The sequence below is a fragment of the Vibrio sp. Of14-4 genome, from assembly GCF_022347625.1.
Taxonomy (GTDB): domain Bacteria; phylum Pseudomonadota; class Gammaproteobacteria; order Enterobacterales; family Vibrionaceae; genus Vibrio; species Vibrio pristinus.
In genome coordinates, this window is record NZ_JAKRGI010000008.1 from 72,392 (window position 1) to 87,675 (window position 15,284).

General features: G+C 41.1%; 12 protein-coding genes. 5 read left to right on the plus strand and 7 right to left on the minus strand.

Annotated features, from left to right (window positions below; all coding sequences use genetic code 11):
- Positions 1-156: 156 nt before the first annotated feature.
- From malE to malG, 3 genes are all read left to right on the plus strand, one after another.
- Entirely contained in the window at positions 157-1,341 is a 1,185-nt protein-coding gene (gene malE, locus MHN79_RS10020; RefSeq protein ID WP_239172777.1) for a maltose/maltodextrin ABC transporter substrate-binding protein MalE, read from the plus strand.
- Positions 1,342-1,408: 67 nt separating this feature from the next.
- Positions 1,409-2,980 carry a maltose ABC transporter permease MalF gene (gene malF / locus MHN79_RS10025; protein WP_239172778.1) on the plus strand — a complete coding sequence of 524 codons (1,572 nt, stop codon included), beginning with the start codon at positions 1,409-1,411 and terminating at the stop codon, positions 2,978-2,980.
- Positions 2,981-2,991: 11 nt separating this feature from the next.
- Positions 2,992-3,882, plus strand: a complete 891-nt coding sequence (gene malG / locus MHN79_RS10030; protein ID WP_239172779.1) for a maltose ABC transporter permease MalG — start codon at positions 2,992-2,994, stop codon at positions 3,880-3,882.
- Positions 3,883-4,134: 252 nt separating this feature from the next.
- On the opposite strand, the gene MHN79_RS10035 is transcribed toward malG, so the two are convergent.
- From MHN79_RS10035 to MHN79_RS10050, 3 genes are all read right to left on the minus strand, one after another.
- Complete coding sequence (locus MHN79_RS10035) at positions 4,135-4,380, minus strand: hypothetical protein (protein ID WP_239172780.1); 246 nt, start codon at positions 4,378-4,380, stop codon at positions 4,135-4,137.
- 98 nt (positions 4,381-4,478) lie between these two features.
- Complete coding sequence (locus MHN79_RS10040) at positions 4,479-4,964, minus strand: acyl-CoA thioesterase (RefSeq protein WP_160928433.1); 486 nt, start codon at positions 4,962-4,964, stop codon at positions 4,479-4,481.
- Positions 4,965-5,661: 697 nt separating this feature from the next.
- Positions 5,662-7,098, minus strand: a complete 1,437-nt coding sequence (locus MHN79_RS10050; protein WP_239172781.1) for a glyceraldehyde-3-phosphate dehydrogenase — start codon at positions 7,096-7,098, stop codon at positions 5,662-5,664.
- 554 nt (positions 7,099-7,652) lie between these two features.
- On the opposite strand from MHN79_RS10050, the gene MHN79_RS10055 reads away from it, so the two are divergent.
- Complete coding sequence (locus MHN79_RS10055) at positions 7,653-10,307, plus strand: ATP-binding protein (RefSeq protein ID WP_239172782.1); 2,655 nt, start codon at positions 7,653-7,655, stop codon at positions 10,305-10,307.
- On the opposite strand, the gene MHN79_RS10060 is transcribed toward MHN79_RS10055, so the two are convergent.
- The 3 genes from MHN79_RS10060 to MHN79_RS10070 all read right to left on the minus strand — a co-directional run bounded on the left by MHN79_RS10060 (position 10,290) and on the right by MHN79_RS10070 (position 13,479).
- Complete coding sequence (locus tag MHN79_RS10060) at positions 10,290-10,742, minus strand: cytidine/deoxycytidylate deaminase family protein (RefSeq protein WP_160928427.1); 453 nt, start codon at positions 10,740-10,742, stop codon at positions 10,290-10,292. The two genes, MHN79_RS10055 and MHN79_RS10060, sit on opposite strands and share 18 nt — an antisense overlap.
- A 1,190-nt stretch (positions 10,743-11,932) precedes the next feature.
- Positions 11,933-13,156 (minus strand): biotin/lipoyl-binding protein, encoded by a 1,224-nt coding sequence (locus MHN79_RS10065; RefSeq protein ID WP_239172783.1) that lies wholly within the window; start codon positions 13,154-13,156, stop codon positions 11,933-11,935.
- Positions 13,156-13,479: an MFS transporter gene (locus tag MHN79_RS10070; RefSeq protein WP_239172784.1), complete on the minus strand. Its 324-nt coding sequence runs from the start codon at positions 13,477-13,479 to the stop codon at positions 13,156-13,158. The genes MHN79_RS10065 and MHN79_RS10070 overlap by 1 nt, the downstream gene beginning before the upstream one ends.
- Before the next feature lie 106 nt (positions 13,480-13,585).
- Here MHN79_RS10070 and MHN79_RS10075 point away from each other — a divergent pair, with 106 nt between their 5' ends.
- Positions 13,586-14,587, plus strand: coding sequence for an AraC family transcriptional regulator (locus tag MHN79_RS10075; protein WP_239172785.1), 1,002 nt, complete (start codon positions 13,586-13,588; stop codon positions 14,585-14,587).
- A gap of 25 nt (positions 14,588-14,612) precedes the next feature.
- Here MHN79_RS10075 and MHN79_RS10080 read toward each other — a convergent pair whose 3' ends face one another.
- On the minus strand, positions 14,613-15,272 hold the full coding sequence (locus tag MHN79_RS10080) for a pyridoxamine 5'-phosphate oxidase family protein (protein ID WP_239172786.1): 660 nt from the start codon (positions 15,270-15,272) through the stop codon (positions 14,613-14,615).
- Between the last annotated feature and the right edge of the window lie 12 nt (positions 15,273-15,284).

Here is a 15,284-nt window from a genome sequence, read left to right on the forward strand (position 1 = left end):
CATCGATGCGGATCACGAAAATACGCCATAATAGGCGAGGCGTAGAAGATGGGATGATGAGCTAATTGATAATTTGGCGAGAATTAGTTACCCCAGTGGGTAATAACCCCTGAAATAGCTTGAGCTCATAATTCAAAGACAAAAAAGGATGTGAACATGAGAAACCCCCTGACTAAAGTAACCCTGGCCGCACTGTCGGTGTTTACTTCCATAAGTGTGAATGCGGCTATCGAAGAGGGGCAGTTGACCATCTGGGTAGGAGGGGATAAAGCTTATGAAGGAATGGCTCAAATAGGTCAGCGTTTCGAAGAAGATACAGGTATTAAAGTCACAGTGGCTTTCCCTGAAAAATTAGAGGAAAAATTCCCTAAAGTTGCCGCTTCCGGAGAAGGGCCTGATATTATATTTTTTGCTCATGATCGCTTTGGTGGTTATGCAGAAGGTGGATTACTTGCTGAAGTCAAGCCCTCGAAAGAAATTGAGCAAGGAATTGTTGATTTTGCGTGGGATGCCGCTACATATAAAGGTAAAAAAATAGCCTATCCTGTTGCTGTCGAGTCGGTCTCTTTAATCTATAACAAAGCACTATTACCGACACCGCCAAAAACGTGGGAAGAGATCCCAGCCTTAAATGCAAAACTTCAAAAGTCAGGTAAAAAAGCCATTATGTGGCCACTGCGAGATGGTGCTTATTTCACTTGGCCGCTTCTATCAGCTGATGGTGGGTACGCGTTTAAGCAAGTCAAAGATGGCTACGATATTAACGATGTAGGAGTGGCTAAAGATGGAGTCCAAGCCTCTTTAACCTTTATTAATAACATGATTAAAAACAAGGTTATTTCTGCTGATATGAACTACTCCGTTTCTGAGTCGGAATTTGCGGCTGGTAATGTTGCAATGACCATTAATGGTCCTTGGGGTTGGGCGAACATAGATAAAGCAGGAATTGACTATGGAGTAACGACATTACCTAAATTCAATGGGCATGCTTCAAAACCGTTTGTCGGTGTTTGGGTTGGAGGAATAAGCTCGGTTTCTCCAAACAAAGAGCTAGCCGTTGAGTTTCTTGAGAACTATTTGCTCACTGACCAGGGGCTTAAGAGTCTTAATGATGATAAACCACTTGGTGCTGTCGCTTTAAAATCATTCCAGAAGCTGGTTAACTCTGATGCTCGTATTGCCGCAACAATGGACAATGCGATGAATGGAGAGGTAATGCCAAATGTCCCCCAGTTTACGACCTTTTGGTATAGTATGAAAGATGCACTGGATAATGTGGTTGATGGACGTCAAAGCGTAACTGAAGCATTGAAAACAGCTGAAAAAAGAATGACGCAATAACTAACTTGGTATCGAGAAGGGGGGATAGCCCTCCTTCGTTTTTCTATCATCGTGAGCAGGATATTATATGCAGTCAGTTCAGGGCACGGTTACCATGCCATCGCCAAGAGTCAGCTTGCTTTCTAACAAAAAAGTGTTGATCAAATGGGCCTTTTTGGGCGTGTTAGGCGTTATCAACGGCTACGCTAGTATATTGATGTACTCAAGAGGCGAGTTCGCGTTTGCGCTACTTACCCTTACCCTCACAGCACTAGCCTTGTTCATTTTTGGCAGTGCTAAAACCTATGCACACCGTTATATCTATCCGGGTATTGCCGGAATGATATTATTTATTCTTTTTCCTCTAGCCTATACGGTAAGCCTTTCTTTCACTAACTACAGTGCTAAAAATCAACTCTCTTTTGAGCGTGCTCAATCTGTTTTACTTGAACGCACTTACCAAAGTGGTGAAAGCTATCCGTTCTCGCTATTTCGTACATCGACAGGGTATCGTATTGCAATCACTAAAGCGGACAGTTTGTTTGTAACTGATGAGTTAGATTTGGAGGCTTTGAACTCCGAGCTGTATTTATCGTCTGCAAAACAAGTTGAGGGGAAAAAAGAAGCAATAAAAACCATCATAAAAAACAAGTCTTTGCTCGGTGGACTTGCACTTCACTTACCGTCAGGTGAAGTGGTAAGAATGAGCGGACTGCGTAAGTTTGCTTCCGTTGGACCACTCTATACACTGCAAGCTGATGGTGAAACTTTATATAACAATGAGACCCAGCAGTATCTGCGTCCCAATAACGAAATTGGCTTCTACCAACCAATCAATAACGAGGGACAGTTTATAGGTTCTCCGGTCTCACCTGGCTACATAGTGACGGTTGGGACATACAACTTTGAACGCGTTTGGAAAGAAGATGGTATTAAACAGCCATTTGTCAGTATTTTCGTCTGGACTGTGGTTTTTTCCGCTTTGAGTGTTGGGCTCACTCTCATCCTAGGCTTAGTTCTAGCGAATATCGTTCAGTGGGAAGCGTTAAAAGGTCGCGCCATTTATCGAGTCCTTTTGATTCTGCCTTATGCCGTTCCTGCATTTATTTCAATATTGATCTTTAAGGGCTTATTTAACCAAAGTTTTGGCGAGATCAATATGGTATTAGAGGCTCTTTTTGGAATTAGCCCTAGCTGGTTTTCCGATCCTTTGATGGCTAAGGTCATGATCATTATTGTTAACACTTGGCTTGGTTTTCCTTACATCATGATCTTATGTATGGGACTTTTAAAAGCCATTCCTGATGATCTCTACGAAGCATCAGCGATTGACGGAGCAAATTTCATTGATAACTTTCGTCGAATTACTTTACCGTTAATGATTAAGCCGTTAACACCTCTTCTTATCGCCAGCTTCGCATTTAACTTCAATAATTTCGTATTGATTCAAATTCTTACTAAAGGTGGCCCTAACATGATAGGCACAACAGAGCGAGCCGGTCATACGGATTTATTGGTAAATTATACCTATCGAATTGCGTTTGAAGGTGCAGGTGGACAAAACTTTGGTTTGGCAAGTGCAATTGCGACTTTGATTTTTCTTCTCGTCGGGGCATTAGCATTGCTTAACCTTCGTGTAACTAAAGTCGCTCAGGAATAAGGAGAGTTGTAATGGCAATGGTACAAGGTCGGTCACTGAAATACCGAGTTTGGGCGACACACATCTTGTTGTGGTGTTTTCTTGCTTTGATTCTATTTCCTTTATTGATGGTTATTGCAATTTCCTTGCGTGAAGGTAATTTTGCAATTGGAAATATTATTCCTGATAACCCTTCTTTGGAACACTGGAAATTGGCGTTGGGATTTTCGGTGACAAATGACGACGGCTCTATCACTTCTCCACCGTTTCCAGTTCTGACTTGGCTGTGGAACTCGATTAAAGTTGCCGGTATCTCATCAATTATGATTGTCGTACTTTCAACAACATCCGCTTATGCTTTCGCCCGAATGAAGTTTAAGGGGAAAAATACCATTCTTAAGGCGATGATGATCTTTCAAATGTTTCCGCCTGTACTTGCATTGGTGGCTATTTATGCCTTGTTTGATAAGCTCGGTCAGTACATTCCATTTTTGGGTTTAAACACTCATGGCGGCCTAATTTTCGCTTATCTTGGCGGGATAGCTTTGCATGTATGGACGATTAAAGGGTATTTCGAAACCATAGATAACTCCCTTGAAGAAGCAGCAGCTCTTGACGGTGCTACACCGTGGCAAGCGTTTAGATTGGTTCTTTTGCCTTTGTCGGTACCGATTCTAGCGGTTGTGTTCATTTTGTCATTTATCATGGTGATTGGTGAAGTTCCAGTGGCGTCGGTGTTGCTTTCTGATGTAGACTCATATACGTTGGCTGTAGGGATGCAGCAGTATTTATACCCACAAAATTATTTGTGGGGAGACTTTGCAGCAGCAGCGGTTCTATCCGCACTACCAATAACGGTGGTATTTTTATTGGCGCAGCGTTGGTTGGTAGGAGGACTTACTGCTGGCGGTGTGAAGGGCTAATTCTAATAACTAGGGTACCTGCGAGGTTATCCCATTGCTTCTCGACTCTACCTACTTTGGTTTGGCCGCCGATCAGTAGAGGAGAGAGCAGCTCTGGCGTTACGCATAGCTGGCTGTTAGCTTAGATTCCTTACGATGTTACTACTAACAGTTTTTGTAACCATAACCCGAGTAAAATCGGGTTTTTATTTAGGTGGTACGCGCATGGGTTCTTTGTCACTATTTCTTATTCTTGCGGGGCTAAGAGAAGTTTTACAACTCTCGATTAGAAGGGGCGCAGCCTAGATATTTCAGCAGAACGTAAATACTTTCTTGCGATAAAGCAACTTTGCGAAACAAATCGGCAAAGATATCGTCTCCGCCGAAACAAGTTTGGATATAATGATTAATGTCTTTACTGGTATATCCCTCAGCGTATAAGCATCTTACCCACTGATATTCGAGAGCTTGCTTGTTGAGTAAGGTTGTTTCACTGAGAGTGATCTGGTTCAACTTCAACCTGATTCCTTAGCCTAAATTAATCTTTGCTAATTAAATCAGACTAAGGTGAAGAAAAAATGACAAGGCAGTGACTTTCACTAGTTTATATCGCTTCACTATTTGAGATATTTAACATGAGCTTCCATCTCTTCCCCAATTTTTGTCCGCATGTTCATCAATCTTATGGCGGAGTCTCTTAACTGTATATCATCCTCTGTTTCTGGTACCCACTCTGGAACGGTAGAGGGCTTTCCTTCTTCATCTACAGCTACCATGATTACAATGCAGTGAGTTGTAAGCCGGTTTTCCAGTACTTTAGGGTCACTGGCTTGTACATCAATAGCAATATGCATGGATGTTTTTCCTGTGTAAATAACTTTTGCGCTTACTTCAACAAGGTTGCCGACATGTATCGGAGCAACGAAGCGAATACCGCCAGCGTAAGCTGTAATGCAATATTTACCACTCCATGCAGCCGCATTTGCGTACGCAGCCAAATCAATCCATTTCATTACGGCTCCACCGTGGACCTTCCCGCCAAAATTCACATCTGCAGGTTCGGCTAAAAAACGGAGTGTTATTTCTCGTTGGCCATTACTCATTCGTCAATTCCTTAATAATTCCCATTATCTTATTTAATAATAATGTTAATTAAATGCAATCATTAATTCCAGCTTAGTCTAAAAACACAATATGCCCCAGAATTGAGGGGTGAGACATTCATAGGGTGTATTTTAAACAGTGGGGCTAAATGTAAGGTTTTGTTCAATGAGTATTAGTGTAAGAGAGCTGAAAGGCGTTTGGTTGAGTAACTGAATTAGTACGGAATCGAACTTACAATGGCCGCGGTGGCGACAGCGGCCAGATAGAAAGTAAACGCAGTGGTTTTTTGAGTATGGTATTTAATGTCTTCGATGTTACTTTGAGATGTCTTCATACTCTCCCTCCAAGACAGAACCGCGAGGTGACTGTTGAAAGCGCATTCCGCTCTGGCGTAAAGACTTTTCTATTTTTCTTCCTGTTAGAAGAGCGAAAATGGTTAGTGGAACTAACATTATCATGCTGAAAAATAATGTAAAAATACCTATAAATAAGGCTAATACGCTTGCTATTACTTTATTCATACTATGAAACCTCTTGTTTGATGTTTCTATAATAAAGCGTCATAAATGAACCAAAGATGAATAGAAGGTAAGAAAACAAAAAAGCCGCTTTCTTGGAAAGCGGCAAAGATGAAGGATATTGTTATTGTAGTTGTGGAGGTAGGTTCCTAATTTGCATTAGGAAAAGCTTGTCCGTTTATACAAAGGGGTAGGTTTTGTAACGAACCCCCATCATTTGTTCCATACAGTGTACAACTTGGCAGCTATATCCAAACTCATTATCATACCAGATGTAAAGAACACATCGGCTGTCTTGTGCAATAGTTGCAGCTCCGTCTACAACACCAGCAAAACGCGATCCTACTAAGTCAGTTGATACAACTTCGGTGGACTCTGTGTAGTCGATCTGGGCAGAAAGTTCAGATTTGAGCGCCATCTCTCGCAGGTAGGCATTGAGTTCATCTTTATTTGTTTCTGCGCCAAGGTTAAGGTTGGCCACAGCCATAGAAACGTTTGGAGTTGGAACTCTGATCGCGTTGCCTGTTAGTTTGCCTGCGAGTTCTGGCAGTGCTTTTGCGACTGCTTTTGCTGCGCCTGTTGATGTTAAGACCATATTCAGAGAAGCGCTGCGGCCTCTTCGCTCTCCTGAATGGAAGTTGTCAATGAGATTTTGGTCATTAGTAAATGAATGAACTGTTTCTATATGACCAGAAGTGACACCATATTTATCATTGACCGCTTTCAGAACAGGTGTAATGGCATTCGTTGTACAACTGGCCGCAGAGATTATGGTGTCTTGAGGAAGGATCGTATTATCATTGACGCCAAAGACTATGTTTTTGATATCACCTTTTCCAGGTGCGGTTAGAAGCACTTTTTCCGCCCCTTCACAGTCAAGGTGTTGAGCGAGACCTTCGCTATCTCTCCATACCCCAGTGTTATCAACCACTAGAGCATTATTGATTCCGTAAGCGGTATAATTGACGTCTTGAGGCTTATTGGCATAAATGAATTGGATATAGTTACCATTGGCAATGATGGCCTTGCGTTCTTCATCAACGATTATACTGCCGTTGAATTGGCCGTGGACAGAGTCTCTTCGCAGTAAGCTTGCGCGTTTTTCCAAATCACCTTCTTTGCCACCACGTACAACGACAGCGCGTAAACGCAGAGGGTAACCCGGCCCACTTTTTTCTACGAGAAGGCGAGTGAGGAGTCGACCAATACGGCCAAATCCATACAAAACAACATCACGAGGCTCAGTAACTGTCTCTCCATTCATTGCGCCAAGCAAAGAGGTATGAAGAAAATCCTTCACTCCGTGGTCATCATCTCGGCCTTTCCAAAACTGATGAGCGAGTTGCCCAATATCGACTCGACATGGTGATAGTTCCATCTCAGATAAGGCTTTAATAAGCGGGAGCGTTTGTTCGGTAGATAATGGGGTTCCAGTGTATCTTCGAGCAAGCTTATGTGCCTTGATAATATCGATAGTAGCGGCATTGACCAAAGTTTTACCAAACAGGAGAACTTCAACGCCTTTATCACGGTAAAGTTGACCAAGTAGGGGAGAGATTGTTTCCGCAATCGTTTGGCTTATTTGCCACTCTAAGAGATGTTTCTCTGGACTCATGGTGTTTTTGGACCTTTCACGTTTTTTGGACTGGCTCTACACTGCTATGTAGGGTAGCTAGTGTAGAGGAAATATTATTTTATTTTTACGGCGCGGATTGTAATACCTAGTGTCTTTTTCTGCTAGAAAAAATAATTCATGGTTTGGATGATTTCTTATTGGCTAAAAACACATTTTTCAACCTATTACGCTTGTTGATGTTGAAAGTTACTAGAACTTATTTTTTAACGAAAAATACCACGTTCACATTATTTTAATAAATAAAGGCGTAATTGTGTTTTTATTGTGTTTTAAATCACGTTTTTGTGGTGTTATCTAAAAATAAATTAGTATCTGTAGACTGTGGAAGAATTCTGTACACGCATGACGTCAATATGGAAGAAATTTATGGATATTACACGAGTCTATAAGTACTAAAGCTAAATCTTAGTGAAAGGCCCTATGGCGTTGTCAAAAAATCTCATAAATTCCGTGTTTTAGACAAGATTTTGTTGAGTTATGGTCTAATATAAACTCTTTAGTGGTTGTAAAATGATTCGAAGGAACGAGTCTCGATGCTACTCTCCAATATCTCGATTAGAAGTCGATTATTGACCTTGTGTCTAATCCCTACGTTAGTGATTGTCGCGCTCTCTGTGCATCTGGTCAGGCAGGTGCAAGTAAAGCTTCACAGTAATTTAGTGGTTAGTGAAAAAGTTGAATCACTGAAGTATTTAACCCAGTTGACCAGTCATTTGCATCAAGCTCTTGATCAAAGTAATGACATGCATACTAGAGCTAACGGGGAACTTCTTGCGAAAAATTCCATTAACACTCTGTATCAGGTCGCCCATACTGAAGCGAATACACACCATGGCGTTTCGGATTCCAATAACACACTTTCCCATATTCAGAATCTTGATGAACTTATATCAGGAATCGTTGATCTTGATGGTAGAGAAAGACTAGATAAAGGTAGAGAGATATACAGTGCGTTGTTAACTCTTTACAACGCGGTACTTTCAATGGACGTGCACGATTTAGATGTGAGAACTCAGCAACTTGAATTAGCACTGACTGACCTTAATTGGATGTATTTTTGGATGGAACAAGAGGTATGGCTTGCTCAGGAAGTAGAAGCTAATCAATTATCTTATATTCAGTTTGTGGAAGAATACTTTAAGATAAATGAACGACAGCAAATCTACTTGGATAGAATCATCACTAGAGGCCATCATCTCCATCAATTTGAACCTTTAATAGAAATGCTGTCAGAAATAAACTTGCAGCGAAGCCAACATTCAGAGCAAATTATTTCGTTAAGCCAGATAGAAACCTATGATTCTAAAAAGTTTTCTTTCTGGGTTGAAAACCGTAATCAGTTGGTGGCGAGCCATTTAGAAGCATTATCGGCGGGGCTACGCAGCGAGCTATTGGCAAACATTAAATACCATGAACGCGTACTCTATGCTTTTGCCGTAATCGGCATGGTTGTTTTGGCAATGATGTTTTTTTGGGGAGCCAGTACTTTATATCGAATTAATTCTAAATTGGCCAATATTCTCTCTGCACTTGGCAGCCTGCGCGGTAGCAAACACATTGATCTGATCCAGGTTGATGGTAAGGATGAGTTCACTAAGTTTGCTCAAGGAGTGAACTACGTTATCCAAATACAAAAAGACTATGAAAAAGCTTTGCTTCTAGCTAAAGACAAGGCGGAATCTGCAAACCAAGCTAAAAGTGTATTTTTGGCTAACATGTCTCATGAAATTAGAACACCTTTGAATGGCATTATAGGTATGACGGAGATTTTATCGGAAAGTCACCTTAATTCATCTCAGAGAGAGTTGCTATCTGATATCGATGTGTCTTCCCAAGCTTTACTTGTACTGATTAACGATATTCTCGATTTGTCTAAAATTGAGTCTGGAAGTCTCGAATTGTCACCCATCCATACAGATATTCGTGAAGCAACGTTCGAAGCTATGAGTATGGTCAGTACCAAAGCACTAAAACAGCAAGTAGAATTGAACGCACATTTTTCTTCAAATATACCCGATAGCCTGTATTTGGATGAGTTTCGCTTTAAGCAAATTCTCATGAATTTCCTCAGTAATGCGGTTAAATTTACCCAAGATGGTAGTGTTTCCGTGGTTGTTGAGCTTTGTGATGATGGTGAAAACACTGTTTTGAATTGCCGAATTTTAGATACAGGAGTTGGCATACAAGGTGAAAAGTTAGAGGAAATTTTCCTACCTTTCATTCAACAAGATAATAGCATCACCCGCCGATACGGTGGTACGGGATTAGGCTTAACCATTTGCCGCCAAATTGCTGAGCTTATGGGCGGGGAAGTATCAGTAAGCTCTATTCTTGGCGTTGGCAGCTGCTTTGGTTTTAAAGTACCAATACAGGAAAAACAGATAGGTACATCAAGCCAAAATCAAATAAAAGGTCAGGCACTTCTGGTTGCCAATGACAGTCATTATCGAGCGTTAATTCAAAGTGAAGCCAAACGTTTTGGGCTAGAGCTTACTACAGTGCTTAATACCCATCAGGCTGTACTTATAAATGACCAATTTAATGTAATACTCTACAACTATCATCCCCAATGCAGTTCACGAAAAGATATTGCAGCATTAAAGGCGCACTTTAATTTTGCTGAAATTATAGGGCTTCAGCATCATTTATATATGTTGCCTGATTATGCCGCATTCGTGTCTTCGAATCTGACATTACCCTTTCTCGGTCGCCGATTTGAGTCTGCGATTTCAAAAGCAATCAGTGAAACTAAGCTTGATGTGATTGATACAAGTAAAGAAAGAGTTCCAAGTGTTGCTGGTGGTGAAATAGGGTGTATTTTGATTGTTGAAGACAACTTAATGAACCAGAAAATCGCTAGTTTCTTTCTTGAAAAAATAGGTATTGAGCACCAGATTGCTAGTAATGGTGCAGAAGCAGTGGCTATGGTTCAATCTGGTCAATCATTCATGGCAATTCTTATGGATTGTATGATGCCTGTGATGGATGGACTTACGGCTACCAGAAATATTAGAGCTTGGGAAGCAGAATTAGGCAAAGAGCGAACACCTATCGTCGCATTGACAGCAAGTGTTTTGCCTGAAGAAATAGATCGCTGCTTTGATGCTGGAATGGACGCCTACTTATCCAAACCCTACAAATCTCAGCAGCTCTTTGATGCGCTCGAACAATTAAATGTCGCTGTTTAGGTCGTCAATCGGCAGCCAATTGACTTTAACACCAGCTTGAAGAAACATTTCTTGGCTAATTTTAATCTTCTCCCCCCAGCGAGATAAAAAATCTTGAGTTTGCTCAGGGCAGTGTACCGAAGAAATTCCCGTTTGGATGATTTTTGCAGCGCAGTTAGGGCAGGGGAAATGGGTAACCCATATCTCGCAACCATCGAGATCGCGTTTAGCGAAGAGAATAGCATTTTCTTCTGCGTGGAGGGTTTTCAGATATTTCATTTCTCTGTCGTCTGTCATTGCACTATCCGAAATTCCGTGCGGATAACCATTAAATCCTACCGAGACGATACGATTTTGTTTGGTAATAACAGCGCCGACTTGAGTTGAAGGATCTTTGCTCCAAGAGCCTACTAGGACTGCCATCTGATAAAATCGCTGTGCCCATTTAGATATCATGTTGTTATTCCTCTATGAAAGAAAACCCTAAACAGGGAAAGTGGAGTGGCAAATATCAAAGATAATATCCTGTTTCGTTCTGATTTAGTCTAGAAAAATTCATTCAGCAATTATGGCTATGGTCCCACAGTATGATTTTTGTGATTTTTTCCACATTTTAATATTTGCCAAACAATATGGAAAACAACCAAATTGCCCTTTTTTTTGTGCGATATTTCTCACAAGGTCGTGAGTTTAGTGATAGTTGTGGATGTCATTATCACTACTTTTTGTTTTCAAGTCTTTGTACATAAAGATTTTTTTGATATTTCTTTAAGCTTAGGCTGAAAACGCGATCGAAACCACTATTGCTAAATTTCTTGGTTATCTTAATCTTAAGTTGTCAGCGGGAAGCAGACATGGAACAGGAAAGACCCACGGAAAGGTCATCTTCAGGAAGAAGATTTGATTATTTAGGATGAATAATCAGCATGGAGAGCATTAGGACATTAGCTGGACGCTGGTAACTAGGACGGTTACAACAAGGAAAGTTAATGGACACTCAAGGGACAGAGGATTAGCTGTTAGGAAGACAGCACAAAGGACACCGCTTTAGGATAGAGCGAAGAGAGTTAACTAGGATAGTTAACGGGCTGGATTGCCGAGGACACCGCTAGGAAGGCGACGTTAAGGAAAGTGCTGAAGGAATCAGCGTACTATCACGGACTAGATGCATGGAGCACTGTAAGTAGCCGGAATGCTGCGAGTAAGAATAAACCCCACTAAGCGAAAGCTTAGTGGGGTTTTCTTTTGTGTTTTGATTGTTTTTTAATCCTCCAAGAAGGATTACTAGAAATGAAAAAAGCCAACCTCAATAGGTGAGGTTGGCTATAAAACTGTGAACAATTCATCATTCACTAACAACGTCAGTTGGCTAGGTGACTCTCTGATTTTAGAGGGTCATATCTAGATAAGCATTTTATGTGCCATGTTTTATATCGTGTAAATGCATTGTTTCCGTCCATTAAATGCTGAATTTCAGGTTTTCATGTGCATTTTGCAATTGCAAAATGCACATATGTTCATATTGCTAATGGTAAGTGTAATGTTTTAGTGTCACTTGAAAATCACTGTCCTACCTGTGTCGTTAGCTCGTTTTTTAAGGTAACTGCCTACCAAGCATATGAACCAATCGTTGTTACTCAGCGCCTCTAAATAGAATAAAAGTAGTAAAGCTGTGATTTCATCCGGATAATTATTCCTCTGAGCACATCAAGAAAAGCCATGAAACTGATTGGTTTTTCAGCACTAATCCATGCTAGACCGACAGAGCCAACAGGAATATCGTAACCCTCAGGCTCGTCGATTTTTAAGCGCACAAAATGATGCTTATTTTGGAGATTGTTACCTGTAGTCACTCGAACAGAGTCATCCCAACCAAGTAAATTTCCTTGTGATTCGCCTGTGGCTTCAACTATACCTTCAACATGTGCGGAAAATATTTTTCCCGGATAAACAGATGAAGAGAACTCCGCAACTTGTCCAGGTTTTACATTACGTATTGCTTGGTGATTAACACGCATTAACACATACTTTTCATTGGTGTACATTTGCAATCTGGGTAGCCGAGATACCAGTTGACCCTGTCGAAGTATAAAGTTGGTTACAAACCCATCAGCTGGAGCATATACCTCGGTACTGTCTAGGTCCCATTTAGCCTTGGCGAGTTGTTGTTCTGCTGTTTTTAACTGAGCCTTTTTCGTTTGAGTGTTTAATTGCGATTTTTCGATGGCCAGTTTTGCTTTTTCAACGTCAACTTGTTTAGTCTTTAGCTGTGATTCAAGAGTTGTCATGTTTTGCTTGGCTAACGTTGTCGATGTTTGCTGTTTGTCGATATCACTTGCGGTTATCGTATTACTCACGAGCTGATTTTGTTTCTTATAACGGCTTAGCATTTTAAGCTGCAAGCGATAGTCTGCTTTTGCAGCGCCCAGTTGACTTTTGATGGTATCTAACTCTTGCAGAACAGACTGGTAGGCGCTTTTAGAAATGGCAATATCTTGATAAGCGATATCTAATTCTGCCTTTGCTGAAGCTTGCTTTTCCTTTGCTTGAGTATAGCTAATTTCGTATTGAGTTGGGTCTATTTGATAAACCAATTGCCCTTTGTGAATTTTTTGATTGGGGGAAATATGGATTTGTTCGACTTTTCCTGCGACATTCGGTGAATCTGGTCTAAGTTGGATATGTGGTGATTGAACAAGTGAGCCACCGGATAAATCCATCGGAGCATAATTGAGTAGTCCGACCCAAACAAACAGTAACCAAGAGACACCGCCTAAATAGGAAAACGACTGGGTAAACTTATTCCACGGCATTCCGATCAGCCTGAGAAGATAAATGAGTAGTGACCAGACAGCAAGACCTTCTAACATTATGCTTCCTCACGTTTATCATTTGATTGCGGGGCATGCTTCCATGTATCTCTCAAGTGCACAATCGCTTTTTCCATGTCAATAAATGCAAACATCACAGCAACAACCCAAACCCAATGCCAGATAAAGCCTATCCATGTTAATGCTGTTATCAGCCCAATCTGATGATGTTCTTTACTGTGTGCTTTGTTGATTGGTAGCTCGTGAAATCTCCATATACCGTACAAAGTCGCGCTAATGGTAACAACCAAGAGAACCGTTGCGATGACATGCAAAACAGTATCTACACCTGTGTCGACAAAAGGAACACTGAATAAACTCATAATCACTCCCAAATAAATAGAAAAAGTATTGTGATCGAGATTTGAAATTCTAGTTTTAATGTGACAGATTAATTTTAAATAGGCATTTAAATGACGTAATTTGTACATGAAAGGGATTAGATTTATGCGAGCTTTGGGTATTGAACATATCCACCGAGTAGCAAAGCTCAGATACGGCATTCCAGATAATGGTTTGGGTATTCCAGAGTCTGCCTTTCAAAACCCCATGACATTAATCCCCATGTCAGAAATTAACCTTTGGTACGACAGACTAGAGCAAGAGACGAGCAACCCAGATGTGATCCTTGATATCAGCTTTGATGCTGATCTGAGCCATATTGGAGCGATGTCCCGTTGGCTACTCTCTGGTAGTGATTTGGCTTCTACGATTAGAAGGGTCAATTATGGTTTCACAAGCCTTCAAAACGGAGCGTTTCTATCTGCGTCTATTAGTGGTCCACTGATTAAATGGACCTATCAAAATCCGTTTGTCGCTTCTCAATCTAAAGTTCATGATAGTATTCGTATTGCATTGGTGTTGACCAAGGTATTGCGTTTATATCTTGGCAGTGATTTTTCGCCCTTGCGGGTACAGCTGCAGGGTAGCCGCAAGAACAATGCGAGTTATCAAAATTACTTTGGTTGTGACATTGAGTGGAATCACTCGACGACTCAAGTATGGTTTCATGCGGATCTGCGCTTGGCAACTATGCAAAAAACAAGAGTACAAATTGGTCCGCTAGCAATGAATTATTCTGATCTTGATGAGCTATTGAACATGCCAGATGCAGAAGATGAAATAAAAGTGATTTATGAGATCCTAAACTACAGTCGGCATCATGGCTTGCCAACAATAGGACTGGTTTCTAGCCTACTCGGGCTATCCATACAGCAATTTCAGCGCCGTTTGAGAAGCTTAGGAATGAATTTCACTACTGTTAGTGGTTATGTAATGAGTAATATTGCAGTAGAAATGATGCGCCGTGGACTGTCTCCTGAGGATATTTGCTTTAAATTGGGATATCAAAACCAAGGCAGTTTTTCACGTATGTTTAAGAAACAGAGAGGCTTAACACCAAGTCAATATAAACAGCGTTATTTCACTTAACGCTGTTTAAGCTTTACCTTGGTTGTTATTGATTACTGAACCAACGCTCCCCATACGCAGTGCTGTAATCTGGCTCTGTTATATCGCTCGAAGAGTCTGCGGATTGCAGAGGCCCGACAACCGTTTTATAAGGCAGTATTCCAGCCCATACTGGCCGGTCCAAGTCATACTCTTCATCTCTTACTCCATGACAACTGATTTTAACCGAGGCTTCTGTTAAAGGCATTTTAAGTAACGTGGTTGCAGCAAGCTCTCGCTGACTGCTGGGTCGCACATCATGGCTTCTACCGGGTGCTATTTGTTCTAAGAAGTGATTAAGTAGTCGGTCTTTCTCAACGTTATCGCCGACAAGTTCAAATTTTCCTAGCACGGCTGCTGAACGGTAATGAGCACTATGATGAAATGCAGACTTTGCTAGCACCCAGCCATCAAATAGAGTAAAGGTTAAACAGGTTTGATATGACTTACCCAAGTAGCGCATCAAGCGGCTGTTGTTTGCTCCGTGAATATAGACGTAGTTGTCTACCCTCCATGCAAGCATGGGTATGACAATCGGACCTTGTCCATCATCGATTGCGATGTGAGCGATAAGGCTCTCATCAATGATTTTGTCCAATTGGTTTCTATCGAACACGGCTTTATGAGCGCCTTTTTTAATTTGAGTACGTGGTGTGCTAGATAGCATAGGGTTTCCTTA

Coding starts and splice junctions, on each gene's coding strand:
- malE (WP_239172777.1), top strand. CDS start 157: ATGAGAAACCCCCTGACTAAAGTAACCCTGGCCGCACTGTCGGTGTTT.
- malF (WP_239172778.1), top strand. CDS start 1,409: ATGCAGTCAGTTCAGGGCACGGTTACCATGCCATCGCCAAGAGTCAGC.
- malG (WP_239172779.1), top strand. CDS start 2,992: ATGGCAATGGTACAAGGTCGGTCACTGAAATACCGAGTTTGGGCGACA.
- MHN79_RS10040 (WP_160928433.1), bottom strand. CDS start 4,964: ATGAGTAATGGCCAACGAGAAATAACACTCCGTTTTTTAGCCGAACCT.
- MHN79_RS10050 (WP_239172781.1), bottom strand. CDS start 7,098: ATGAGTCCAGAGAAACATCTCTTAGAGTGGCAAATAAGCCAAACGATT.
- MHN79_RS10055 (WP_239172782.1), top strand. CDS start 7,653: ATGCTACTCTCCAATATCTCGATTAGAAGTCGATTATTGACCTTGTGT.
- MHN79_RS10060 (WP_160928427.1), bottom strand. CDS start 10,742: ATGATATCTAAATGGGCACAGCGATTTTATCAGATGGCAGTCCTAGTA.
- MHN79_RS10065 (WP_239172783.1), bottom strand. CDS start 13,156: ATGTTAGAAGGTCTTGCTGTCTGGTCACTACTCATTTATCTTCTCAGG.
- MHN79_RS10070 (WP_239172784.1), bottom strand. CDS start 13,479: ATGAGTTTATTCAGTGTTCCTTTTGTCGACACAGGTGTAGATACTGTT.
- MHN79_RS10075 (WP_239172785.1), top strand. CDS start 13,586: ATGAAAGGGATTAGATTTATGCGAGCTTTGGGTATTGAACATATCCAC.
- MHN79_RS10080 (WP_239172786.1), bottom strand. CDS start 15,272: ATGCTATCTAGCACACCACGTACTCAAATTAAAAAAGGCGCTCATAAA.